This is a genomic window from Rossellomorea oryzaecorticis, assembly GCF_045897515.1.
GTDB classification, from domain to species: domain Bacteria; phylum Bacillota; class Bacilli; order Bacillales; family Bacillaceae_B; genus Rossellomorea; species Rossellomorea enclensis.
In genome coordinates, this window is sequence record NZ_JBJOSA010000009.1 from 109,909 (window position 1) to 135,537 (window position 25,629).

Here is a 25,629-nt window from a genome sequence, read left to right on the forward strand (position 1 = left end):
AATCATGAAAAAAGAGGTTGGCTGATGCCGCCTCTTCTTCTTTTGAGAAGGAATATATACATATGAATGAAAACGATCTATACAGGAGGATAAATATGAGAGCAGATGGAAGAGAAAAGAATCAATTGCGTGAAGTGAAAATCGAAACAGGATATGTGATGCATCCAGAAGGATCTGTGCTAATCACGGTGGGGAATACAAAGGTGATCTGTAACGCAAGCATCGAAGACAGGGTGCCTCCTTTTTTGAGAAACAGCGGCAAAGGCTGGATTACAGCAGAGTATTCCATGCTGCCGAGGGCGACGGAATCGAGAAATATCCGTGAATCTTCGAAAGGCAAGATTTCAGGACGGACGATGGAAATTCAACGCTTGATCGGACGCGCCTTGAGGGCGGTCGTGGATCTGGATGCGATTGGAGAAAGGACGATCTGGATTGATTGTGATGTCATTCAGGCGGACGGAGGAACAAGAACCGCTTCCATTACAGGGGCATTCGTCGCAATGGCGATAGCACTTGGGAAATTACAGGACAGCAAAAAAATCGCCCGTTTCCCGCTGAAAAGCTATTTGGCAGCGACAAGTGTAGGAATCATAGAAGAACATGGTTCTGTACTCGACCTAAATTATATTGAAGACAGCAAAGCACTTGTGGACATGAATATCATCATGACCGGCGAAGGGGAATTCGTTGAGCTGCAGGGTACAGGTGAAGAAGCTACGTTCACAATGAATCAGCTCCATGAAATGCTGGAGCTTGGACAGGAAGGAATTCAGGAATTGTTCGAGATGCAAAAAAATGCACTTGGGGAAATCGCCCAAAGAATCCAATAAAGGCGGGTGCAGTTATGACAAAGAAGGTAATAATCGCGACCAGGAATCAAGGAAAAGCAAAGGAATTTCAGAATATGTTTGCTCCCCACGGTTATGAGGTACAAACACTACTAGACATGCCTCATATCGAGGATGTCGAAGAAACAGGAACGACTTTTGAAGAGAACGCGATTTTGAAAGCAGAAACAGTAGCGAAAGAGCTCGGTGTACTGGTGATTGCTGATGATTCCGGTTTGGCGATCGATGCATTGGAAGGAAGACCGGGGGTTTACTCGGCAAGATATGCCGGTGAAGAAAAAAATGATGAGGCCAATATGGACAAGGTCCTGGCGGAATTAAAAGATGTCCCCGGCGGTGAAAGAAATGCAAGATTCCATTGTGTGCTGGCGATTGCGGGACCCCATATGGAGACGCGCACGGTAAACGGCACATGCGAAGGGCAGATTCTCCAGGAACGACGGGGAAGCAACGGGTTCGGCTATGATCCGATCTTTTTCGTCCCTTCGCTCGGCAGGTCGATGGCTGAACTCACACAGGAAGAGAAAAGCAGAATCAGTCACCGGGGCAATGCTCTTGAAAAATTGAGGCCAATGATCAAGGACTTTGTTTAAAAGGGTGATAAGAAGATGAAGCTTTTAGTTGTCAGCGACAGCCATGGTTCGAAAAGTGAGATTAAAGAGCTGGCTGAGAAATATGACGGTGAAGTAAACGCAATGATTCACTGCGGTGATTCGGAACTCAGTGCCGATGATGCCGCTCTTACACCTTACCTGGCTGTTCGCGGAAATTGTGACATGGATGCCCGTCTGCCCGAAGATCTGATCGAAGAAGTCGACGGAGAGACGATCCTCGTTACTCACGGACATTTATATGGAATCAAGATGTCCTTGATGAAGCTGCGGTATAAAGCAGAGGAGTCGGGTGCCAAATTCGTCTTTTTCGGGCATTCCCATACGCTCGGAGCCGAGATCGCGGGCGGCACTCTTTTCCTGAATCCGGGAAGTATCCTTCTGCCGCGCGGGAGACAGGAGCGGACGTACGCTTTGGTCGATGCTTCTGATCATTCGATTAAGGTGCAATTCTTGACCCATGAACATGAACTGGTTGAGGAACAGGAGTTCAGAATATAGTGTTCTGATTTGAAAAGGGAGCCTTCTTTCATTAGGAGGTTCTTTTTTTCTTTTCTTAGAGGAAAGAAAAGGATATAATGAAATGGTGAAGTGGATGGAAGATGATAAAAACAGTTAATAAACTTTTTTTGAAAATGTATTGACTTCTATATGCTATGTGAATATAATAAATATTGTCCTTAAAAAACACGTCCCAGTAGCTCAGCAGGATAGAGCAACGGCCTTCAAGAATAGGAGCCTCTATTAGGGAAACAGAAACCTATAGAGTGGACGACACTATATCGGTGAAGCCTTAACAGATAATGCTGATGGTAATACCGAGGAAACTTACGACCAATTTGGTGAAAGAATCTCGAATGGTTTAACGGTAGAGATTCTGTATTATGCTTATAGCATCGTGAGGTTCCGTAGAGACTACACGTGTCGCACCTGAAATGGTGAAGATATAGTCCAGACCACAAACAGCGACTCCATGCTGGTGCCGAAAGTCATAGTGGTAAGCTAAGCCGTCGGTCGGGAGTTCGAATCTCTCCTGGGACGCCACTATCATTACATACATACCTTGACATCACAGGGTTTGACAAATAAGGGATACTGACACAGCCTGGTTGTGGGGTATCTTTTTTTTATCCGAATATATCGCTTGATAACTGATCTTCTCTGAGTTATCCTGTTATATAGATCATGTCCCAGTAGCTCAGCAGGATAGAGCAACAGTTTCCTAAACTGTAGGTCGGGAGTTCGAATCTCTTCTGGGACGCCACTAATCTTACATACACTAAGTCTGCCGATCCGGCAGGCTTTTTTTCTATTTGGGCTTATCTTTGTTTTCTCCAATCTCTCATGCTACACTATTACCATCTTTATTACGTATAGGGGTACTAACTATGACAAATAAAAACAATGAGGAAAAAGGGAAGGTCCTGCAATTTCCAGGATTGAAGGAGAGGCTTCTTGAAAAGGGCGTACAAGCCCTCGAAAATGGTGAAATACAGGAATCAGCCGACCTTTTGACCCAGGCGTATGAAATGGATCCAGAAAATCCCGATATCAATACGGCGCTGGTATTGGCTCTTTATGAAAACAAACAATATGACGAAGCGAAAGTGATCTGCAAAGAAATGCTCCTAGAAGGGATCGGGGAATACTTCGAGGTGGTCGATATGTACTTGATGATCCTTATTCAGCTGCATCAGCATCAAGATGTCGTCGATACGATCCACGCTCTCTTCGATGAAAAAGAAGTGCCATTCGAGAAAGAAGAGCATTTCAAGAAGCTTTTGCACTTCAGCGAGAAAGTCCTTGATGGAAAAGAACCCGTCTCCCGGATGGATGAAGAATCCGAGGTTCCAGAGACCTCGATTTTAAAAGATAAAAGCCTTGAGGAACAGACGCTGATAGCCGCACAGCTCGTACATCAAAATATCCGTCCCTACCTGCAGGAACTGTTGTCCTGCTTAAGGGAAGGGAACACTCATCCTTTTTTACAATCGATGATCCTGAATGTACTGCGGGAACACGGATATGATAAGGAAATTTCAATAATTAAACTGAACACGGAAGTGAAGGTGACACCTTCGGAACTTCAGGATGTTTTTGAGACAGAAACGTTTAAGAACTTGGCTGAAGAATTGGAAGAGCTGCTTTCGCAGCGCAATCCAACTTTATATCAACATGCGCTGGAACTGGTAAAGAGGCATTGTTTTCTGCTGTATCCATTAGAGATGCAAGAGGAGCCAGGGAATATCGCCATGGTTTATGCAAGTGCTGCAGCGAAAATGTTCGCGGATTCGATTCTGCTTGAAGAATTGAACGTTGAAATGGAACACTGCGGTGAATGCGAGAACCTTATGGAACAACTGAATGCCCTAGAGGAAATTTCTTCACCCACAATTTAAATGCTCTCTGTTGAAAGAATGAGGCTGTATGTTATAATATAATGGTTGCAATAGAATAGATTTTTATATATTTACGATGATAGTGCTAGATTTATACAAAGGACTATCTACTACTATGCGTAAAAAATTTGAATCAAATATAGATTGTTGGAGGGAACAGTATGTCTGCAAAATGGGAAAAGCAAGAAGGTAACCAAGGAGTACTTACAATCGAAGTAGATGCTGCGAAAGTGAACGAAGGTTTGGACGCTGCATTCAAAAAAGTTGTAAAACAAGTAAATGTACCAGGATTCCGTAAAGGTAAAATGCCTCGCGGTATGTTCGAAAAACGCTTCGGCGTAGAAGCACTATACCAGGATGCACTTGACTTCATCTTACCTGATGCATATGCTCAAGCAATCGAAGAAACAGGTATCGAGCCAATCGACCGCCCTGAAATCGATGTTGAGCAAATGGAAAAAGGCAAAGACTTGATCTTCACTGCGAAGGTTCAGGTAAAGCCTGAAGTGAAACTTGGAGACTACAAAGGTCTTGAAGTAGAAAAAATGGATGCTGAAGTAAAAGCTGAAGACGTTGAAGCTGAACTTACTTCTCTTCAAGAAAAACAAGCCGAGCTTGTTGTGAAAGAAGAAGGAAAAGCTGAAGAAGGCGACACAGTGACAATGGATTTCGAAGGATTCGTTGACGGTGAAGCGTTCGAAGGCGGACAAGCTGAAAACTACTCTCTAGAACTCGGTTCTGGACAATTCATTCCAGGTTTCGAAGAGCAACTAGTTGGAGCGGCTGCTGGTGAAGAGAAGGAAGTAGAAGTTACATTCCCTGAAGAATACCATGCTGCTGAGCTTGCAGGAAAAGCTGCAACGTTCAAAGTGAAACTTCACGAAATCAAAACAAAAGAACTTCCTGCTTTAGACGATGAATTCGCTAAAGATGCTGACGAAGAAGTTGAAACATTGGCTGAACTAAAAGAAAAAATCGAAAAGCGCCTTCAAGAATCCAAGAAGAACGAAGCTGAAACAGCAGTTCGCGAAGCGCTTGTAGAAAAAGCTTCAGAAAATGCAGAAGTTGAAATCCCAGAAGTAATGGTTAACAGTGAAGTGGACCGCATGATGCAAGAGTTCGGTCAACGCCTTCAAATGCAAGGTATGAACCTTGATCTTTACTTCCAATTCTCTGGTCAGACAGAAGAAGATCTTCGCGCACAAATGACTGAAGATGCCGGCAAGCGTGTACGCACGAACTTGACTCTTGAAGCAATTGCTGCAGCTGAAAATCTTGAAGTTTCTGATGAAGAAGCTGAAGAAGAAGTGAATAAAATGGCTGAGCAGTACAACATGTCAGCTGACAACATCAAGCAGGCCCTAGGCGGACTTGATACACTTAAAGCGGACCTTAAAGTACGCAAAGCACTCGAATTCCTTGTTGATAACAGCAAAGAAGCATAATAATAAATACAAAACAAGGCGCGATTCGCGCCTTGTTTTGTACAATTAAAAGAAGTCATCTTAGATAGTATGGTTCATACATAACATATTTTGAAGCATGTAATTGTTATTAGGCTTTTCCAGTTTTTGATTAGAGTGCAGGACGAGACTCCTGGGGGAGAAGTGGCCAATTGCCTCTGGGCAAAGCCCTTCCGTTTTTCTACCCGGAGGCTCACCAACCGCCCGCGGAAAGCGAAGTCTTGCACGGAAATCAACAGCGTCAATATAAGAACAAAATATCGTTTAAAGATTTTCAACAGAGGAAAAAAGAATAATAACCTGCAAATATGGACAAACCTTAATAGCAGGGACAAATTTAAACCACATACTTGCAACTCTTCTTTCATTAACAAATACATAAAAACATTTAAGTAAAATATTTGCTAAAATGTCCGATACATAATAAGATGATTCTTAAGAATCGTATAATTTTTTCGCGAACATATACTGTGTTAAAATGCAATACATAACTTAGTGGAGAAGATAGCAAGTTCTCGGTCGTCCATTATCAAATGGATTCAAGAAGTATTAATGAAGGGGTGAAAGGCATTGTTTAAATTTAACGATGAAAAAGGACAGCTGAAATGTTCTTTTTGCGGAAAAACGCAGGATCAAGTGCGTAAATTAGTAGCAGGACCAGGTGTATACATCTGTGACGAATGCATCGAGCTCTGCACGGAAATCGTAGAAGAAGAGCTTGGTACAGAAGAAGAAGTGGAATTCAAGGACGTTCCTAAACCGAAGGAAATCCGTGAAATCCTCGATGAATACGTCATCGGACAGGATCAGGCTAAAAAGTCGCTGGCCGTTGCCGTTTATAATCACTACAAACGCATCAACTCCAGCAGCAAAGTGGATGATGTGGAACTTTCTAAAAGTAATATCGCCATGATCGGGCCTACAGGGAGCGGTAAGACATTGCTTGCTCAAACTCTTGCCCGTATCCTGAATGTTCCATTTGCAATTGCTGATGCTACTTCTCTTACAGAAGCCGGCTATGTTGGTGAAGATGTTGAGAACATTCTATTAAAGCTGATCCAGGCTGCTGATTATGATGTGGAGAAAGCTGAAAAAGGCATTATCTACATCGATGAAATTGATAAAGTGGCAAGAAAATCAGAGAATCCTTCCATCACTAGAGATGTTTCCGGGGAAGGCGTACAACAGGCGCTATTGAAAATTCTGGAAGGAACGGTTGCAAGCGTGCCGCCACAAGGAGGGCGTAAGCATCCTCATCAGGAATTTATTCAAATCGATACGTCCAATGTCCTGTTCATTTGCGGAGGTGCATTTGATGGCATTGAACAAATCATTAAACGCCGCCTTGGCCAAAAGGTCATCGGTTTCGGTTCCGACCCTAAAAATGCCGAAGTGAAAGAAGATAAGTCACTTCTTTCTAAAGTGGTACCTGAAGACTTATTGAAATTCGGTCTGATTCCTGAATTCATCGGGCGTCTTCCAGTGATTTCAAGTCTTGAACCGCTTGATGAAGAAGCATTGGTTGAAATTCTGACAAAACCTAAAAATGCATTAGTGAAACAATATCAAAAAATGCTTGAACTTGATGATGTTGAATTGGAATTCACAGACGATGCTCTGCTTGAAATTTCGAAAAAAGCAATCGAGCGCAAAACTGGTGCCCGCGGGCTTCGTTCCATCATCGAGACCATGATGCTTGATGTGATGTTCGATCTTCCTTCCCGTGACGATATCAAAAAATGTATCATCACTAAAGAAACGATTCTCGAAGATGCATCACCGCAGCTCGTTCTCGAAGACGGCACAGTCATCGATCCAAACGAAGAAAAAACATCTGCTTAATAGCTTTTCAAAGCCCGGAATGATTTATCATTCCGGGCTTTGTTTCATTTAATCTTTAATTTTTAATAAATAAGAATAACAAAAATAAATATTTAAGATGGATGCAAAAATAACAGTACAGAGTGGATTGAAGCGGAAGGTGCTCGACTCCTGCGGGATATGCGGGACAGGTGAGACTTGTCCAGCTCCGGGGCTTAGAGGCACATGTCATAAGTCAAATCGGCCAAGAAGGCAAAAAAACGCCTTCGTGGCCAATTCGCCTTATGCCACCCGCCTCTGAGCAAAGCCTCTCCACTTTTCTTACCCGCAGGAGCGCAGCGACGAGGAGGCTCACCGCCCGCCTCGCGGAAAGCGAGCACCTGCAGCGGAAATCCACGGACTATGTAGATTCTAAACTGAATTTGCCCCGTCCTAAAGGCCGAAATTTTTTTGTTTATTCCCACAACCTCAAGGAGATACTAACCCGTAACAACTTGTATCTACTTGGAGGGAGACGAATGAGCTTTACTAGCATCGCTTTATTTATCCAATTATTCTTCGGAATCATCATTGGATTGTACTTCTGGAACCTTCTCAAAAATCAACGCAATCAGAAAGTGACCATCGACCGCGAATCAAAAAAGGAAATGGAAGAACTGCGAAAGATGAGATCCATCTCGTTGACAGAACCTCTCGCTGAAAAAGTAAGGCCGACGAGCTTCGATGATATCATCGGACAGGAAGATGGAATCAAAGCATTGAAGGCTGCCTTGTGCAGTCCGAATCCCCAACATGTAATCATCTATGGGCCTCCCGGTGTGGGTAAAACGGCTGCTGCCCGCCTTGTACTGGAAGAAGCCAAAAAGAACTTCAAGTCCCCATTCAAATCAAGCGCCGTCTTTGTGGAATTGGATGCGACTACTGCCCGATTCGATGAAAGAGGCATAGCCGATCCATTAATCGGTTCTGTCCATGATCCCATTTATCAAGGTGCAGGAGCCATGGGCCAGGCAGGTATTCCGCAGCCGAAACAGGGAGCCGTGACAAATGCGCACGGGGGCGTATTATTTATTGATGAAATAGGGGAATTACACCCAATTCAGATGAATAAACTATTAAAAGTTCTCGAAGACCGTAAAGTTTTCCTTGAAAGTGCTTATTACAATGAAGAAAATCATCAAATTCCGACTCACATACATGATATTTTCAAAAATGGCCTTCCCGCGGATTTCCGTTTGATCGGAGCCACCACCCGGACACCAAATGAAATACCGCCTGCCATCCGTTCCCGCTGCATGGAAGTGTTCTTCAGGGAGCTGGAGCAGGATGAAGTAAAGAAGGTTGCAGCCCGCGCTGTAGATAAGATCAAGATGAAGATCAGTGAAAAGGGGCTCAATACTCTTGCATCTTATTCCCGGAATGGACGGGAAGCAGTGAACATGGTGCAGATCGCTGCTGGTGTAGCAATCAATGAAAACAGAATTGAAATTTTTGATCATGAGCTGGAGTGGATCATTCAGTCAAGTCAGCTGACGCCGCGCTATGAAAAGAAAATCAGTGAAGAAGCAACGATAGGGGTTGTGAACGGCCTTGCTGTGACAGGCCCGAATACGGGATCGCTTCTTGAGATCGAAGTAACCGTCATCCCTGCACAGGATAAAGGAACTATCAATGTAACGGGCATCGTAGAGGAAGAAAGCATCGGCGACCGCAGTAAGTCGATCCGCCGCAAAAGTATGGCCAAGGGATCGATTGAAAATGTCATCACGGTCCTTCGCTCAATGGGCGTGCCGGCAGATCAATATGATATTCATGTCAACTTCCCGGGCGGGATCCCGGTTGACGGACCTTCCGCCGGAATTGCAATGGCACTCGGCATTTATTCTGCAATATACAGGATCCCGGTCAAACATAACCTGGCATTAACCGGGGAAATCAGCATCCATGGATTCGTGAAACCTGTCGGCGGCGTATTTCCGAAAGTGAAAGCTGCTAAGCTTGCAGGTGCCGAAATGGCTATCATCCCTCACGAAAATCAGCAGTCCATGATAGATGAGATTGAAGGGATTGAAGTAATTCCTGTCAAACATCTGAAGGAAGTCCTCGATTTGGCATTGGTCAAAGACCAGATCAGCACATCTGATACAGCGATTTTGAACGAACCGAATAAAAAAAGCGTTTAGATCATGGCCGATTCGGTTCCATCCGAATCGGTTTGTTATTGAGTATCGCTTGGAACATCTATTTAATAGACACTACCTAGTAAATAAGTTAGAATTGTACAAAGGCTAAGAGCCTAATTTTGGAGGTGTTAGATTTGGCAAAGCAGAATAAAATAACGGTTCCCCTCCTTCCATTAAGAGGCTTACTCGTATTTCCTACTATGGTCTTGCATTTAGATGTAGGCCGTGAGCGCTCCGTACAGGCTTTGGAAAAAGCCATGATGGATAACCATTTAATTTTCTTAACAACACAAAAAGATATGAATATAGATGAGCCTGAACAAGAAGATTTTTATGAAATGGGGACACTGACCAAAGTAAAGCAGATGCTGAAATTGCCTAATGGGACGATCCGCGTCCTTGTGGAGGGATTGAATCGTGCATCGATCACTGCCTTTACGAAAGAAGAAGACTTTTATGAGGTGGAAGTGGAAGAACTCCATGATCCAATCGAAAAGGAATCAGAAACAGATGCACTGATGAGAACATTATTGAATTATTTCGAGCAATACATAAAGCTTTCCAAGAAAGTATCTGCAGAAACATATTCCACCGTCTCCGATATTGATGAACCTGGAAGGCTTGCCGATATCGTCGCTTCCCATCTTCCGTTGAAGATGAAGGAAAAGCAGGCCGTCCTGGAAATACTCGATATCAAGAAGCGTCTTCAAATGGTGATTGAAACCATTAATAATGAAAAAGAAGTCCTGAGTCTGGAAAAGAAGATCGGTCAGCGGGTGAAGCGTTCGATGGAACGGACGCAGAAAGAATATTATCTCCGCGAACAGATGAAGGCAATCCAGAAAGAGCTCGGGGATAAAGAGGGAAAGACCGGTGAAGTCGAAGACCTTACTTCCAAGATCGAACAGGCAAATATGCCTGAAGAAGTGGAACAGACCGCTTTGAAAGAACTGGCACGATATGAAAAGGTCCCTTCAAGTTCTGCGGAAAGCTCCGTTATCAGAAATTACATCGAGTGGCTCGTTTCCCTTCCATGGTCTACGGAGACCAAAGACCAGCTCGACATCAAGCGTTCAGAAATGATTCTGAATCGCGATCATTACGGTCTTGAGAAAGTAAAAGAGAGAGTATTGGAATATCTGGCTGTCCAGCAGCTGACGAAATCATTAAAAGGCCCGATCCTTTGTCTTGCAGGACCTCCTGGAGTGGGGAAAACAAGTCTTGCACGTTCTGTCGCTGAATCTCTCGGACGTAACTTTGTCCGCGTTTCGCTCGGGGGGGTAAGGGATGAGTCTGAAATCAGGGGTCATCGCCGTACCTATGTAGGTGCGATGCCGGGCCGTATCATCCAGGGGATGAAAAAAGCCGGGACAGTGAATCCGGTCTTCCTTCTTGATGAAATCGATAAGATGTCCAGTGATTTCAGGGGAGATCCTTCTTCAGCGATGCTCGAGGTGCTCGATCCGGAACAGAACGCCAATTTCAGTGACCACTACATCGAAGAGACATATGATCTGTCGAAGGTGATGTTCCTGGCAACGGCAAATGATCTGTCCACGATACCAGGGCCGCTCAGGGACCGTATGGAAATCATCACGATTGCAGGCTATACAGAGCTTGAGAAGATGAATATCGCGAAGCATCATCTATTGACAAAGCAGATCAAGGAACATGGACTGACTAAGAATCAACTTCAGGTCAGGGATGAAGCGATCGTTGATATCGTCCGTTATTATACACGTGAAGCGGGTGTCAGGAGCCTAGAGCGTCAGCTTGCTTCGCTGTGCAGGAAAACGGCGAAGATCATCGTATCGGGTGAAAAGAAGCGCGTCGTGATCACAAGCGGGAACATCGAAGACTTCCTCGGCAAGAAAAAATTCCGGTATGGACAGGCTGAAGTTGAAAACCAGATCGGTGTTTCAACCGGTCTTGCTTACACATCGGTCGGCGGTGACACACTCCAGATTGAAGTGTCACTCGCTCCAGGTAAAGGAAAGCTTGTGCTGACAGGGAAGCTTGGGGATGTCATGAAGGAATCGGCACAGACAGCCTTCAGTTATGTCCGTTCCAAGGCGAAGGATCTCGGAATTGATGAAGAATTCCATGAAAAATGGGATATTCACATCCACGTCCCTGAAGGAGCCGTGCCAAAAGACGGACCTTCTGCAGGCATCACCATCACCACCGCCCTTGTATCCGCCTTGACAGGTAAGTTCGTCAACAGGGAAGTGGGGATGACAGGTGAAATCACTCTCCGCGGAAGGGTCCTTCCAATCGGAGGTTTGAAAGAAAAATCATTAAGCGCCCATCGTGCTGGAATCAAAACGATCATCCTGCCGAAGGATAACGAGAAAGACATCGAGGATATCCCCGAAAGTGTACGGGAAGATTTAACTTTCATTCTTGTATCCCACATTGATGAGGTCTTAGAGAAAGCATTAGTAGGTGAAAAGAAGTGAAAGTACATCAAGTTGAATTAGTAATCAGTGCCGTCAGGCCTGACCAGTATCCTGAAGGGGACCTGCCGGAGTTTGCACTCGCCGGAAGGTCCAATGTAGGGAAGTCGTCCTTCATCAATAAGATGATTGGCCGCAACAGCATGGCCAGGATTTCATCCAAGCCTGGTAAGACCCAGACGCTTAACTTTTATAAAATCGAGGAAACACTTTATTATGTGGATGTGCCGGGATATGGATATGCGAAAGTATCCAAGAAGGAACGTGAAGCATGGGGAAAGATGATTGAAACATATATCACATCGCGCGACCAGCTGAGAGCCGTCATCCTGATCGTGGATCTCCGTCATCCTCCGTCAAATGATGACGTGATGATGTATGACTTTCTCAAGCATTACGGCATTCCCTGCATCATCATTGCAACGAAAGCCGATAAGATACCAAAAAGCAAATGGCAAAAGCATCTTAAAGTCACCAGGGAATCCCTGAACCTGGCAGAAGGGGACGAACTGATCATGTTCTCCTCCGAAACAGGCCTTGGCAAAGATAAAGCCTGGGACGCCATTAAATCGTTTTACAGATAAATCTGAATGATAAAAAAGAACTGCTTCGTTAGTAAAAAACTAACTATTGAAGCAGTTCTTTTTTTATGCAATTTCCCATATGGAGGAGTAATTACCTAATGACAGCAAGCAATATCAAGGATATGAAAGGGATATGCCGTATACTTGTTTAATTCTGAGCTCAGTTCATGTCACCTTTAATTATGCGTTAATTTACATAATTATAACTATATTTGAATTTTGAGAATTTTCTATTTTATTGATACAATTATGAAAGATATACAGAAATACATACTAAAGGGGGACTTCGAAGAGTGAAGAAATTGGCAGGTATACTGGTATTGGCATTGGTACTTATTCTTTCCGCATGCGGAGGGAAGGCGACAACCGAAAGCGGAGCGAAACTTGTAGAGGAAGGAAAGCTGGTGTATGCAGCCTCCGGAGAGTTCAAACCATTCAGTGTTACCGAGGGTGACGGGACGATGTCAGGATTCGATATCGACGTTGCTGAAGCGGTGGCAAAGGAATTGGGTCTTGAGCCCGAACAAAAGAAATTCAAATTTGCAGGTATCGTTGAAGGAGTCAAATCCGGACGCTTCGATGTTGCGGTAGCAAGTCATACGATCACAGAAGATAGACTGAAAGAAGTGAACTTCTCGACTCCATATTATTATTCCGGCCCGCAGATCTTTGTCCGTCCAGACAGTTCCGTGCAGACGCTATCTGACTTGGAAGGAAAGGAAATCGCGGTATCCAAGGGATCTACTTATGCAGACACCGCTAAGGAAGTGACAGACAACATCCAGCAGTACGACAGTGATGTCGTCGCACTTGAAGCATTGAATAAAGGGAAGCATGACGCTGTCATCACTGACTTTGCCACAGGTAAAGAAGCGATTTCTTCAGGCCTGAAACTTGAAGCACGTGAATTGATCGGAAGCAGTAAACAGGCGATCGCTGTCAGCAAGGACAATGAAGCACTGCTTGAAGAGATCAACAAAGCACTTGAAAAGCTGAGAGAAGATGGAACGCTTAAAAAAATCAGTGAAAAGTACTTCAATACAGACATCACAACAGATCCGGAAGAGTAAGCGCAGCATGATGGAAAGCGAATGTGCTTCGTGTGCACATTCGCTTTTTTTATCGGATGATATCCGGGCAGTATGAGCAATTAATTGAATGGAGGAACATTCATGCATTTTCTTGAAACGTTTGCAGATACATATGACATCTTTTTAAAAGGGATGCTGCTGACATTCCAATTGACGGTCGTATCCGTATTGATCGCGATTGTCATCGGACTATTTTTTGCATTTTTAAAGATTTCAAAAGTGAAGCCGCTTGAGCTTCTGGCTGATTTATATATCTTTGTTGTCAGGGGAACACCGCTGATCGTCCAGATTTTTATTTTCTATTTTGGACTGACCGCCCTGAATATTTCCGGCTTCTGGTCCGTCGTCCTGGGTCTTGCCTTTCATAACGGGGCTTATATCGCGGAGATTTTCAGGGGGGCCATCCAATCCATTGACCGCGGTCAGATGGAAGCGGGCCGCTCTCTCGGGATGAGCAATGGACTGACGATGAGAAGGATCATCCTTCCCCAGGCATTCAGAAGGGCACTTCCGCCGCTCGGGAATCAGTTTATTATCGCGCTGAAGGATTCATCTCTTGCTTCCTTCATCGGAATGTTTGAGCTCTTCAGTGTCGCAACGACATTGGGTTCAAATAACTTCGATTACATGACGTACCTGCTGATTGTTGCAGTCTACTACCTCGTGCTTGTCCTAGTATTCTCAACGATTGTGAACATCATCGAAAAACGTATGTCAGTCAGTGATTAAATCGATTCTGGAGGGATGAATATGAGTCAGGAAATGATCAAGGTTGAAAAGTTGAATAAATCCTTCGGCGATTTACATGTACTGAAGGATATCGATATGAGTGTGAGGGAAAGTGAAGTGGTCTGCTTGATCGGGGCCAGCGGATCAGGGAAAAGTACATTGCTCCGCTGCCTGAATTTTCTCGAGCTGAAAGACAACGGCAAGGTGGTTTTTGAAGGGGAGGAAGTCAATCAGGATACAAATGACCTGAATAAAATCCGCCAAAAGGTTGGGATGGTATTCCAGCACTTTTACCTGTTCCCGCATATGACCGTTCTTGAGAATGTGATGGAGGCTCCGGTTCACGTAAAACGGGTACCGAAAGCAGAAGCAAGGAAGAATGCAAAGGATCTGCTGAAAAAAGTCGGACTGGCCGAAAAGGAAGATGTCTATCCTTCAAAGCTGTCTGGAGGTCAGAAACAGCGTGTCGCCATCGCAAGGGCACTTGCCATGAAACCGGATATCATGCTGTTTGATGAACCCACATCCGCTCTCGACCCCGAGCTTGTAGGGGAAGTGCTTGCCACTATGAAGGAGCTGGCACTCGAAGGGATGACGATGGTCGTGGTCACCCACGAAATGGGATTCGCCCGCGAAGTCGCCGACCGCGTCGTCTATATGCACGACGGAAAAATCGTAGAAGAAGGATATCCAAAAGAAATGTTCACGAGTCCTAAACAGCAAAGAACCAAGGAGTTCCTGGATTCTGTCTTATAAGTTTTAAGTGAAGCGCCTCAATTCCATTGAGGCGCTTTTACTATATTTGCATGAAGGGCAGGCTTCATTCTTCCATCCTTTCTTTCGTCATCTATCATGTTCTGCCTGGACATGCATATTATGGTAGAAAGCACAGAAAGGAATACATGGATATATGAGCAAGAATAAGGCAACCGTGGCGGCTTCGATATACGCTGCCATGTCCATCAGTTTTTGGGGAATCTCATTTGTATCTACCAAGGCGGTGGTTGATAAGATCGACCCCTATACGCTTCTCGTACTCAGGTTTGCAATTGGTGCACTGTTTCTTTTGACAATACTGGTGGTAAAACGATACCCGCTTACATTACCCCTCCGCTATGCGCCCCAGCTGATTGTTCTTGCTGTACTAGGAGTATTCGTTCATCAGGTCATTCAAGCAACCGCTTTGATCACCATTGATGCATCTGCGGCAGGCTGGATGATATCCTTCTCACCTGTTTTCACGGTCATTCTTTCCGTGATTTTTTTACATGAAAAAATGACTCCCTTCCGCACCGCAGGCATGATCCTGGCCATTGCCGGAGTGTTGATGGTGACGGGTGCCGGCAGCGGGAAGGGTGTTAATTTCTCGATAAGCATCGGGTATGTCTTGATGCTTCTCAGTACGTTGAATTGGGCGGTATATTCCGTTTTGCTGAAAAGGTTGAGTATTCCTCTCCCTTCTCTTCTCGTCACCTTTTATATGAGCATGACAGGGTGTTTCCTGACCCTTCCGTTCATGATCAGGAACAGGGGATGGGAAAACCTGATGCTATTGTCTCAGGTAGAATGGGCTCATATCTTGTTTCTCGGCGTATTTGTCTCAGGCATCGGATATTGGTATTGGGGGAAGGCGCTTGAAATGATGGATGCTTCCAAGGTGTCAATGTTCCTTTACCTTGAACCTCTGGTAACGCTCATTGCAGCTATCATCCTTCTTCATGAGAAGATTATGTTTGCCAGTATTCTGGGAGGGGTCATCATCATCCTCGGTATAACCATGGTGAATGGACAAACAGTGTCACTTTTTCAACGATTTCTATGGAAAAGAAAATAAGTGAAGAAAAGCAAGGCTTGAGGGCGGAGTGCCGCCCTTTAAAAACAAATGGAAAGGGAGAATGTTCATGACATTTTATGAGCGGATCAAGAAAATATTGGACGGACTATCATCTCCATCTGCACAAGAGTTGAGGAATGCATTGGAAACACTGGAAATAGAATATGAGGAGCTGGTACCCTTCCTCCAGACTCCGGAGGGCCAGCCTTATTACCGCAGACTTTTATATCAAAATGACCAGGTGGAACTTCTCGTCATGAATTGGTCTGATATAGAATGTGCACCTCATGACCATGGACTTTCAAAAGGATGGATTCAAGTGATGGAGGGTAATTCGATGAACACGGTCTATAAAGTGGAAGATGGCCAACTGCCTAAACAATTGTTTGATAAAATCCATCATAAGGGAGCGTTTTTCTTTGCTCCGAAGTATGGGGTTCACAAAATGAAGAGGGAAGGAGCTGATTCTCTTGTCACCCTTCATTTGTATTCTCCCCCAATACAAGGGATGAAGGTATATGATTTAAAGAAATGCGCTGCATGTATTGTATCAGAAGACTGCGGAGCATGGTGGCCTGATCATCAAAGGCAGAAACTTAAGGAAATAACCTTTGAGCAGGACTGAGGCGACAATGATGATCGTCGCCTCAGTCCTGCTCTATTTTTTTCTTATGAATAAAAGATAAGCGCCGATGAGGATGATGACGATCGGCCAGAATTCCCACGCGGATCCGACCCTTCCTTCAATCAAACCGAGATACCCCGTCACTTTATCGGAGAATAATAGAATGACAGCCAAAGAGAGAAAGAGAATCCCTTGAAACAGTCCATTCCCCGTTTTCTGATGCCGGAGCAGGAATCCCAATGAAATGATCAGGATGAAAGTCCCCATATGGTCCGGCCATATCTCAAACTTGTTGACAACATGAAAATGCACCCCGAACCCGACAAGGATGGTGCCCGGCAGGATCGCTTCATAATCGCGTGCACCGTACCCCTGTGCCAGGAAAGCGACACCGACGATCACGAGCAGCGTGGGCCATGTGAAGAAATCCTGGAATAATACGATGTTCTTCTGCTGCAGATAGAAATAAAGTCCGAAACCAATCAATATGAATCCCGGAAAAATTCGTTGCTGTTTCATGACCGACCTCCAGAAATGAGTTGTAAATTGCAATGAAGTAAGTAAATCATAATCCGCTGATTTGAGAGTGAGTAAATAGGTTTATTTTCGCAGGAATTAGGAAAAATGATATAAAGCGTATGTAAATCCGATGTATTGGTGTGAATCGTTTCCATTACTTGATTCTTTCAGCTTGTTTTGATAACCTACATTAGTAGGAAATGTCGAAAATTGAAAGAAATGAAACGGTTTACATTGATGCTCTGTTTATTGATCAACACAATCGTTGATTTTTATATGGTACATCATATCACAGCCAGGTTTCAATTTCTGTTCACATTTACGGACAAAGGACTCAGACGGACATGTTATAATAAGGGTAATGATTTTATTGGGGGTGTAATGCGTAGCATGTATACAATTGTCGTTGGTTTGAATTATAAAACGGCCCCTGTTGAGATACGCGAACGTTTATCATTCAATGAAACTGATCTTCCATTTGCCATGAGGCAATTAAAGGAAAAGAAAAGCATTCTTGAGAATGTGATTGTTTCCACTTGTAATAGAACGGAAGTATATGCAGTAGTCGATCAGCTTCACACAGGTCGTTATTATATAAAAGATTTTTTAGCACAATGGTTTGATATTGATAAAGAGGAGTTCACCCCGTACTTGTTCATCTATGAACAGGAAGGAGCGGTCGAACACCTTTTTAAAGTGTCCTGCGGTCTTAATTCAATGGTCCTTGGTGAAACGCAGATACTGGGCCAGATCCGTACAAGCTTCTTGACTGCACAGGAGGCGGGGACAACCGGGACGGTGTTCAATCACTTGTTCAAGCAGGCTGTGACAGTGGCTAAAAAAGCCCACTCTGAAACGGAAATCGGCTCGAATGCCGTATCCGTCAGCTATGCAGCGGTCGAGCTTGCCAAAAAGGTATTCGGCAGCCTTGAAAAAAAACATGTCCTCATCCTTGGGGCAGGAAAGATGGGGGAACTTGCCATAAAGAATCTTCATGGCAGCGGTGCTACGAAGGTTACGGTCATCAATCGTACATTCGAAAAAGCCGAGGCGCTTGCCGGACGTTTCGAAGGGAAAGCGAAGACCCTGCAGGAACTTAACTGTGCACTGACCGAAGCAGATATCCTGATCAGTTCCACCGGGTCGAAGGACTTTGTCATTTCCAAAGAAACGATGTCTTACGTGGAGCGCATGAGAAAAGGACGTCCGCTCTTCATGGTGGATATCGCTGTTCCGCGTGACCTGGATCCATCCATAGGTGAACTGGAAAGTGTCTTCCTTTATGACATCGATGACCTTGAAGGTATCGTCGAAGCCAATCTGGCTGAACGCAGAAAAGCAGCTGAGCAGATCGAATTGATGATCGAAGCTGAAATTGTCGCGTTCAAAGACTGGTTGAATATGCTCGGAGTGGTACCAGTCATCTCGGCACTCAGACAAAAAGCACTTTCGATCCAGTCGGAAACTATGGAAAGCATCGAACGTAAAATGCCGAACCTGACCGACCGGGAGAGGAAAGTCCTCAGCAAACATACAAAGAGCATCATCAATCAATTGCTGAAAGACCCGATTTCACAAGCAAAAGAACTTGCTGCCCTGCCTGATGCAGAAGATAAACTGGACTTATTCGTTTCAATCTTCAACATTGAAAAACAAGTGCAGGAACAGACACAACTGAAAGCAGCCAATGAAAAGAGTGACGGCAAAACGAACTTCACTCCACAACCTTCTTTTCATGCATAAGTGAGGTTATTGTCTATGTTTGAACAAACGATGACTAGGCTGCACGAACTGATGATTGTTCTGTATGCTATTAGTATCCTGTTTTACTTTATAGATTTCTTAAACAAAAACCGGAAGGCAAACCTCTTTGCCTTCTGGTTACTTGCAATTGTTTGGGTCCTTCAAACAATTTTTTTATTTCTGTACATGATCGATACCGGGAGATTTCCCGTCCTCACCATTTTTGAGGGGCTTTATTTTTATGCCTGGGTATTGATTACACTGTCATTGGTGATCAACCGGCTGCTGCGGGTTGATTTCACCGTGTTTTTCACAAATGTACTGGGGTTCATCATCATGGCCATCCACACGTTCGCGCCCGTTCAGGTAGAATCGCGTGCGATGGCGGAGCAGCTGGTTTCTGAACTGCTCCTGATCCATATTACGATGGCCATCCTTTCGTACGGGGCGTTTTCACTGTCCTTTGTGTTCTCACTCCTCTACTTATTGCAGTTCAAGCTGCTGAAAGAAAAAAAGTGGGGACAGAGATTATGGAGGATCAGCGATTTGTCCAAACTTGAAAAGATGTCGTATATCTTGAATGCGATCGGCGTTGCGATGCTCCTGCTCAGTCTGATACTTGGTATGCAGTGGGCATTTATTAAATTACCAAACTTCATTTTGTATGACCCGAAAATTATAGGATCATTCATTCTATTAATTTTATACAGCATTTACTTATATCTCAGAATCAAGAAGAACGTATTCGGTAAATCACTGGCGATGTTGAATGCCGCTGCTTTCTTGATCATCTTGATCAATTTCTTCTTGGGAAGCCGGCTTTCATCCTTCCATTTCTGGTATTCATAAGCTTTCAGGAGGTAATCATGAGAAAAATCATTGTAGGATCCAGACGAAGTAAATTAGCACTCACACAAACGAATTGGGTGATCGATCAGTTGAAGGCAATCGATCCCTCTTATGATTTCGAGGTAAAAGAAATCGTGACAAAAGGCGACCAAATCCTTGACGTCACACTTTCTAAAGTCGGCGGGAAAGGTCTTTTCGTTAAAGAAATCGAACAGGCGATGCTCGATAAAGAAATCGATATGGCCGTGCACAGCATGAAGGATATGCCCGCTGTACTGCCTGAAGGGCTGACGATCGGATGTATACCAGAGCGTGAAGATCACCGTGATGCGTTCATCAGTAAAAATCATGTGGCACTGAAGGATCTTCCTTCAGGGGCTGTCGTCGGGACGAGCAGTCTGCGAAGAGGGGCACAGATCCTGTCCGTGCGTCCGGATCTTGAAATCAAATGGATCCGCGGTAATATCGATACACGTCTTTCAAAGCTTCAGAACGAAGACTATGATGCCATCATCCTCGCTGCGGCAGGGCTTTCCCGCATGGGCTGGACAAGCGATGTCGTGACCGAATTCCTCGATCCCGACCTCTGCCTGCCGGCTGTCGGCCAGGGGGCACTTTCGATTGAGTGCCGAGAAGATGATAAAGAACTGAGGGATCTCCTGCACCGCTTCTCTGACGAAGAGACAACGAAGACAGTGACTGCAGAAAGAGCATTCCTTCATAAAATGGAAGGCGGATGCCAGGTGCCGATTGCCGGGTACGCTGAGTTGAAAGAGAGTGGTGAAGTCGCGCTGACAGGTCTTGTGGCATCCCCGGACGGCGGGACGATCTACAAAGAATACATGACAGGCCCAGACCCTCAAACGGTCGGTGAGAAAGTCGCTGAAAGCTTGACGGAGCTTGGTGCCAAAGCACTGATTGACAGCGTGAAAGAGGAGCTTGACAAATAATGAACGGTGAAAAGCCTTTAGAGGGAATAAAGGTGCTCATCACCAGGGGAAGAGAGGGAGCCGGGGATTTCGGCTCCCTTATTGAAGGATACGGGGGACTTCCGGTTGTGATCCCGCTCCTGGAATTTAAACCGTATGATGATCCACGAAAGGATTCATACCTGTCTTCCATACATAATTACGAATGGATCGTCTTCACCAGTAAAAATGGAGCGGACTTTTTTATCGACCGTCTTAAGGAGAACGATATACCCTTATCCTCGCTTTCTGCCAAGTTTGCAGCAGTAGGGACCAAAACGGAAAGGTACTGTGAAAAACGGGGGCTCCCTGTATCATTTGTACCGGATGACTTTACAGGGGATGATTTTGCACGCCAGTTCCTTTCTGAAAAAGAACCAGCTGGAAAAGTGCTTGTTCCGAAAGGGAATCTCGCCAGGGACGTCATTGCCAAAGAATTGAACGGCGCGGGGGTTCACTGTGATGAGTGGATTGTTTATGAAACGATCCTCCCGGAGGAGAGCATTGAAAAGTTGAAAAACGTCATAGAAGAAAGAAGCGTTGACATCCTTACCTTTACCAGCTCTTCGACCGTCCATCACTTCATGCAGGTGATCGATACGTATTCTCTCCAGAGCGCGGTCCTGAATCTTCCAGCTGCGTGTATCGGTCCGTTGACCAGAAAGACGGCTGAAAAGTACGGATTACATGTAAAAATCTGTCCAAACACGTATACTGTAGATGAAATGGTATCAGAAATGATTCAGTATGCTGCAGCCAGCGATCAATTATGATTACACCGGAGGTATTATAAATGAAAGATCTAACATTCAATCGTCATCGACGTTTAAGACAATCAGAAAATATGCGTGCGTTAGTAAGGGAAACGCATCTTAGAAAAGAAGATTTGATTTATCCTTTATTCGTTGTTGAAGGGGAAAATATCCGGAAAGCTGTTCCATCCATGCCGGGTGTGTTCCATATTTCCATGGACAACCTGAAGGCAGAAATGGATGAGATTGCTTCACTCGGCATCAAATCAATCATCTTGTTCGGTGTCCCTGCCGAAAAAGATGAGCTCGGGAAACAGGCTTATCATGAACATGGAATCGTGCAGAGGGCTACCCGTTTCGTGAAAGAGCTCTACCCCGAGATGGTCGTCGTAGCGGATACCTGCCTTTGCCAGTACACGAGCCACGGTCACTGTGGAATTGTGAAGGATGGAAAAATCCTGAATGACCCGACTCTTGACCTGCTTGCAAAAACAGCCGTAAGCCAGGCGGAAGCGGGAGCGGATATCATCGCACCTTCCAATATGATGGACGGGTTCGTCGCAGCCATCCGCCACGGCCTGGATGAAGCAGGATTTACGGATGTACCGATCATGTCGTACGCAGTGAAGTACTCTTCAAGCTTTTACGGACCCTTCCGTGATGCAGCTCATTCGACTCCTCAATTCGGGGACAGAAGGACGTATCAAATGGATCCGGCAAACCGTCTGGAAGCATTGCGAGAAGCCCAGTCCGATATTGAAGAAGGAGCGGACTTCCTGATCGTCAAACCGGCTCTCTCCTACATGGATATCATGAGGGAAGTAAAGGACCGTTTCAACGCACCTGTTGTTGCCTATAATGTAAGTGGAGAATACAGCATGGTCAAAGCCGCAGCAGAAAACGGCTGGATCAATGAGCAGGAAATCGTGATGGAAAAGCTGACAAGCATGAAGCGTGCAGGCGCAGACCTGATCATTACGTATTTTGCAAAAGACGTGGCAGGCTGGCTGTCGTAAGAAAAAAGTTCAACATCCCCATATTTTCTAAAGGAGGAGAATGGTCTTGCGTTCATACGAAAAATCACAAGAAGCGTTCAAAGAAGCAAAGAAGTTAATGCCGGGCGGCGTAAACAGCCCAGTCCGCGCGTTCAAATCGGTCAATATGGATCCCATTTTCATGGAAAGGGGCAAAGGCTCCAAGATCTATGACATCGACGGTAATGAGTATATCGACTATGTCCTGTCATGGGGGCCGCTTATCCTTGGTCACAGCAATGACCGTGTAGTGGAAGCAATCAAAAAGGTGGCTGAAAGCGGGACAAGCTTCGGAGCACCGACAGAAATTGAAAATAAACTGGCTCAACTGGTGATCGACCGTGTACCGAGCATTGAAATCGTCCGCATGGTATCTTCAGGGACGGAAGCGACAATGAGTGCCCTCCGTCTTGCACGCGGGTATACCGGACGCAACAAAATCATCAAGTTCGAAGGCTGCTACCATGGACACGGGGATTCCCTCTTGATTAAAGCGGGATCGGGAGTGGCGACACTCGGACTGCCCGACAGCCCGGGAGTGCCTGAAGGAGTCGCAAAAAATACGATCACCGTCCCATACAACGACCTTGAAAGCATCCGTTATGCATTCGAACAATATGGCGATGATATTGCCGGTGTGATCGTTGAACCGGTTGCAGGGAATATGGGAGTCGTCCCTCCTCAACCGGGATTCCTTGAAGGTCTTCGTGAAATCACCGAACAAAACGGTTCCCTGCTGATTTTCGATGAAGTCATGACAGGATTCCGCGTAGGATACGGTTGTGCGCAAGGATATTTCAATGTGACTCCTGACCTGACCTGCCTGGGGAAAGTGATTGGCGGAGGCTTGCCTGTAGGGGCTTACGGCGGTAAAGCCGAGATTATGGAAAGGATCGCTCCGAGCGGCCCGATCTATCAAGCGGGAACCCTGTCAGGTAATCCGCTGGCAATGACGGCCGGTTATGAGACACTCAGCCAATTGACGCCTGAGAGCTATGAAGAATTCGGCCGCAAAGCCGACCTTCTTGAGGATGGCTTGAAGAGAGCCGCAGAGAAACACGGCATCCCTCATACCATTAACCGTGCAGGCTCCATGGTCGGACTTTTCTTCACGAACGAAGAAGTCAAGAATTACGAAGGGGCAAAATCCTCTGACTTAGAAATGTTCGCTCAGTATTACCGCGAGATGGCAAACGAAGGAGTATTCCTGCCGCCTTCCCAATTCGAAGGACTATTCCTATCCACTGCCCACAGCGACGAAGACATCACCAACACAATCAATGCAGCAGAAAAAGCATTTGAGAAAATTAGTAAGCAGTAATGATATGAGAAAGCCGGCCTTTTTTAAGAAGGTCGGCTTTTTGATTTAAGACAACGAACAGAAAAGATGGAGTAAGCCACTATGAAAAATATTATTTGAATGATTTTTACATGAATGAAATGGCTTTGTTTGTAAATGGACTATCCAGGTATTGATTGGAGTGCATGACGAAGACTCCTGCGGGAAGAGTAGCCAATGTGAGACCCCGCAGGAACGGAGTGACGAGGAGGCTCACGGGCTACCCGCGGAAAGCGAAGTCATGCACGGAAATCAATACCGAAATTCAAAGCAAACTCAATGTAATGAAGACACTCAATTTTTTAAAACTTCTACTTCTCTATCATATTTCTCCTTTACGTTTCATAAAGTGATAATGACATTGTCATATATTTCTTAGGTTTGGAACTTGAAAGGAGGAATTTCTTTGTCACAAGATCAACAATCGTGCCTGCGATTTTCTTTGGAAGAATCAATTTGGTTCAAAAAAGGACAGGAAGTTGAAGAACTGCTATCCATCTCCTTAGATCCACATATAACGATACAAGAACAAGAACAATATGTACTCATCCGGGGGACCCTGGATCTTTCAGGTGAATATCTGCCTACAACACTGCGGGATGAAGAAGGTGTAGACGAATTTGAAGCGAGCGGTAAATTCGTTCAGATCGTTGAAAAAAGGGAAAAAGGGGAGAATGAGTTTGTCCACCGATTCCCGGTCGATGTCACCATCCCTAAAAACAGAATTGCCAATTTAGGGGAAATTGATGTGTTCGTCGAGTCATTCGACTACGTTGTGCCTGAAAATGCCTGCTTGAAATTGAATGCCGATTTGACCATTACCGGAATATACGGAGAGCAGCAGACCCATACACCTCTTGAAGTGGAATACAAGGAGGAGGAACTTTACGCCCCGCTCCATCGTTCAACGGCTTTTGCAGATGCTCCTGCAGAGGAAGCGGAAGCTGAAGCTGAAGCTGAAGCGGAAAGCCCCCAATACTATGACCGGGATAATGATGAATCATATGATCAGGAAGAGGTACATGTCTCATATGGGGAAGATGCCGATCAAGACGACCATGGCTATGAAAACACTGAAGTTGAATCAGCAGATGACATCAGTGAATCCCCTGAAGATGATTATCAGCCGTTCACCCTTGAAGGGAGAACACCGCCTGCTGAGGAAGAAGACGAGATTCCTGTCCATATCCAGTACGATTCCCACTCTGCACAGGAAGAGAGCTACTTCAGGAAGGAGAATGTGTTTGAACTTCCAGAACATGAATTGAGTGAATCCTCTCAGGAGCAGGAAGTCCCTCAGCCACAGCCTGCCAGTGAACAAATGAATATGCAGAAGCAGGAGCCAGTTCAAGAAGTGGAAGAGGAAGAAGAATCCTCTTCGATGGAAGAAGAAGTGGAGGAAGAGCCGACTGCGAAGAAGAAAAAAGTCAAAGGAAAGAAATATGAATCGATTTCATTGACTGATTTCTTCGCCCGCAAAGAAGAGGAACGTGCCGCGATGCTTAGGGTGTGCATAGTACAAGAAGGGGAAACGCTCGACCAGATCGCAGAAAAATATGATTTGACCATTGCCCAGCTGCTGCGGGTCAATCATCTGGAAGCGAACCAGGATGTTTACAGCGGCCAGGTTCTTTACATCCCGAATGAAGATCCGGTGTTCAAGGCATAACAGAAGAGCAGAACGATAAAATACGGCGTTGTATCAGGACTGACACCAATTTACTGGGGACAGTCCGTTTTTTTCTTTAGGCATTGCGGGTGGAATGGACATACAAAAT

General features: G+C 45.1%; 22 protein-coding genes and 1 tRNA gene. 22 read left to right on the forward strand and 1 reads right to left on the reverse strand.

Features of this window, described 5'->3' with window-relative positions; all coding sequences use genetic code 11:
- Nucleotides 1-95 precede the first annotated feature (95 nt).
- From rph to ACKA06_RS12560, 15 genes are all read left to right on the forward strand, one after another.
- Nucleotides 96-833 carry a ribonuclease PH gene (gene rph / locus ACKA06_RS12490; RefSeq protein WP_197671390.1) on the forward strand — a complete coding sequence of 246 codons (738 nt, stop codon included), beginning with the start codon at nt 96-98 and terminating at the stop codon, nt 831-833.
- A 14-nt stretch (nt 834-847) separates the two neighbouring features.
- On the forward strand, nt 848-1,444 hold the full coding sequence (locus ACKA06_RS12495) for an XTP/dITP diphosphatase (protein WP_064564441.1): 597 nt from the start codon (nt 848-850) through the stop codon (nt 1,442-1,444).
- Between the two features lie 15 nt (nt 1,445-1,459).
- Nucleotides 1,460-1,963: a metallophosphoesterase family protein gene (locus tag ACKA06_RS12500; protein WP_411159791.1), complete on the forward strand. Its 504-nt coding sequence runs from the start codon at nt 1,460-1,462 to the stop codon at nt 1,961-1,963.
- Between the two features lie 686 nt (nt 1,964-2,649).
- Nucleotides 2,650-2,726, forward strand: a tRNA-Arg gene (locus ACKA06_RS12505).
- A gap of 124 nt (nt 2,727-2,850) precedes the next feature.
- Nucleotides 2,851-3,861 carry a tetratricopeptide repeat protein gene (locus tag ACKA06_RS12510; RefSeq protein WP_411159792.1) on the forward strand — a complete coding sequence of 337 codons (1,011 nt, stop codon included), beginning with the start codon at nt 2,851-2,853 and terminating at the stop codon, nt 3,859-3,861.
- A 161-nt stretch (nt 3,862-4,022) separates the two neighbouring features.
- Nucleotides 4,023-5,306, forward strand: a complete 1,284-nt coding sequence (gene tig / locus ACKA06_RS12515; protein ID WP_058297914.1) for a trigger factor — start codon at nt 4,023-4,025, stop codon at nt 5,304-5,306.
- 588 nt (nt 5,307-5,894) lie between these two features.
- A complete protein-coding gene (clpX, locus tag ACKA06_RS12520) occupies nt 5,895-7,166 on the forward strand; it encodes an ATP-dependent protease ATP-binding subunit ClpX (protein ID WP_032087432.1) in 1,272 nt (423 codons plus the stop codon).
- 497 nt (nt 7,167-7,663) lie between these two features.
- Entirely contained in the window at nt 7,664-9,328 is a 1,665-nt protein-coding gene (lonB, locus tag ACKA06_RS12525; protein ID WP_032087433.1) for an ATP-dependent protease LonB, read from the forward strand.
- 134 nt (nt 9,329-9,462) lie between these two features.
- On the forward strand, nt 9,463-11,787 hold the full coding sequence (lon, locus tag ACKA06_RS12530; RefSeq protein ID WP_032087434.1) for an endopeptidase La: 2,325 nt from the start codon (nt 9,463-9,465) through the stop codon (nt 11,785-11,787).
- On the forward strand, nt 11,784-12,368 hold the full coding sequence (gene yihA, locus ACKA06_RS12535) for a ribosome biogenesis GTP-binding protein YihA/YsxC (protein WP_411159793.1): 585 nt from the start codon (nt 11,784-11,786) through the stop codon (nt 12,366-12,368). Before lon ends, yihA begins: the two co-directional genes overlap by 4 nt.
- Before the next feature lie 293 nt (nt 12,369-12,661).
- Nucleotides 12,662-13,438 (forward strand): transporter substrate-binding domain-containing protein, encoded by a 777-nt coding sequence (locus ACKA06_RS12540; protein ID WP_411159794.1) that lies wholly within the window; start codon nt 12,662-12,664, stop codon nt 13,436-13,438.
- 102 nt (nt 13,439-13,540) lie between these two features.
- A complete protein-coding gene (locus ACKA06_RS12545; protein ID WP_032087437.1) occupies nt 13,541-14,188 on the forward strand; it encodes an amino acid ABC transporter permease in 648 nt (215 codons plus the stop codon).
- A 21-nt stretch (nt 14,189-14,209) separates the two neighbouring features.
- Nucleotides 14,210-14,944 carry an amino acid ABC transporter ATP-binding protein gene (locus tag ACKA06_RS12550; protein ID WP_411159795.1) on the forward strand — a complete coding sequence of 245 codons (735 nt, stop codon included), beginning with the start codon at nt 14,210-14,212 and terminating at the stop codon, nt 14,942-14,944.
- Nucleotides 14,945-15,098: 154 nt separating this feature from the next.
- Nucleotides 15,099-16,022 carry a DMT family transporter gene (locus tag ACKA06_RS12555; protein WP_411159796.1) on the forward strand — a complete coding sequence of 308 codons (924 nt, stop codon included), beginning with the start codon at nt 15,099-15,101 and terminating at the stop codon, nt 16,020-16,022.
- Nucleotides 16,023-16,089: 67 nt separating this feature from the next.
- A complete protein-coding gene (locus tag ACKA06_RS12560) occupies nt 16,090-16,647 on the forward strand; it encodes a cysteine dioxygenase (RefSeq protein ID WP_032087440.1) in 558 nt (185 codons plus the stop codon).
- 33 nt (nt 16,648-16,680) lie between these two features.
- Here ACKA06_RS12560 and ACKA06_RS12565 read toward each other — a convergent pair whose 3' ends face one another.
- Nucleotides 16,681-17,166, reverse strand: coding sequence for a LiaI-LiaF-like domain-containing protein (locus ACKA06_RS12565; RefSeq protein WP_032087441.1), 486 nt, complete (start codon nt 17,164-17,166; stop codon nt 16,681-16,683).
- 390 nt (nt 17,167-17,556) lie between these two features.
- Here ACKA06_RS12565 and hemA point away from each other — a divergent pair, with 390 nt between their 5' ends.
- The 7 genes from hemA (at nt 17,557) to spoVID (ending at nt 25,520) form a co-directional block, all read left to right on the forward strand.
- Nucleotides 17,557-18,909 (forward strand): glutamyl-tRNA reductase, encoded by a 1,353-nt coding sequence (hemA, locus tag ACKA06_RS12570; RefSeq protein ID WP_411159808.1) that lies wholly within the window; start codon nt 17,557-17,559, stop codon nt 18,907-18,909.
- A 15-nt stretch (nt 18,910-18,924) separates the two neighbouring features.
- Complete coding sequence (locus ACKA06_RS12575; RefSeq protein ID WP_032087442.1) at nt 18,925-19,758, forward strand: cytochrome c biogenesis protein; 834 nt, start codon at nt 18,925-18,927, stop codon at nt 19,756-19,758.
- 17 nt (nt 19,759-19,775) lie between these two features.
- Nucleotides 19,776-20,708: a hydroxymethylbilane synthase gene (gene hemC, locus ACKA06_RS12580; protein WP_411159797.1), complete on the forward strand. Its 933-nt coding sequence runs from the start codon at nt 19,776-19,778 to the stop codon at nt 20,706-20,708.
- Complete coding sequence (locus tag ACKA06_RS12585; protein WP_197671385.1) at nt 20,708-21,499, forward strand: uroporphyrinogen-III synthase; 792 nt, start codon at nt 20,708-20,710, stop codon at nt 21,497-21,499. Before hemC ends, ACKA06_RS12585 begins: the two co-directional genes overlap by 1 nt.
- Nucleotides 21,500-21,519: 20 nt before the next feature.
- Nucleotides 21,520-22,494 carry a porphobilinogen synthase gene (gene hemB / locus ACKA06_RS12590; protein ID WP_058297906.1) on the forward strand — a complete coding sequence of 325 codons (975 nt, stop codon included), beginning with the start codon at nt 21,520-21,522 and terminating at the stop codon, nt 22,492-22,494.
- A gap of 46 nt (nt 22,495-22,540) precedes the next feature.
- Nucleotides 22,541-23,833 (forward strand): glutamate-1-semialdehyde 2,1-aminomutase, encoded by a 1,293-nt coding sequence (gene hemL, locus ACKA06_RS12595; protein WP_411159798.1) that lies wholly within the window; start codon nt 22,541-22,543, stop codon nt 23,831-23,833.
- 424 nt (nt 23,834-24,257) lie between these two features.
- Nucleotides 24,258-25,520 (forward strand): stage VI sporulation protein D, encoded by a 1,263-nt coding sequence (gene spoVID / locus ACKA06_RS12600; protein ID WP_411159799.1) that lies wholly within the window; start codon nt 24,258-24,260, stop codon nt 25,518-25,520.
- Nucleotides 25,521-25,629 lie beyond the last annotated feature (109 nt).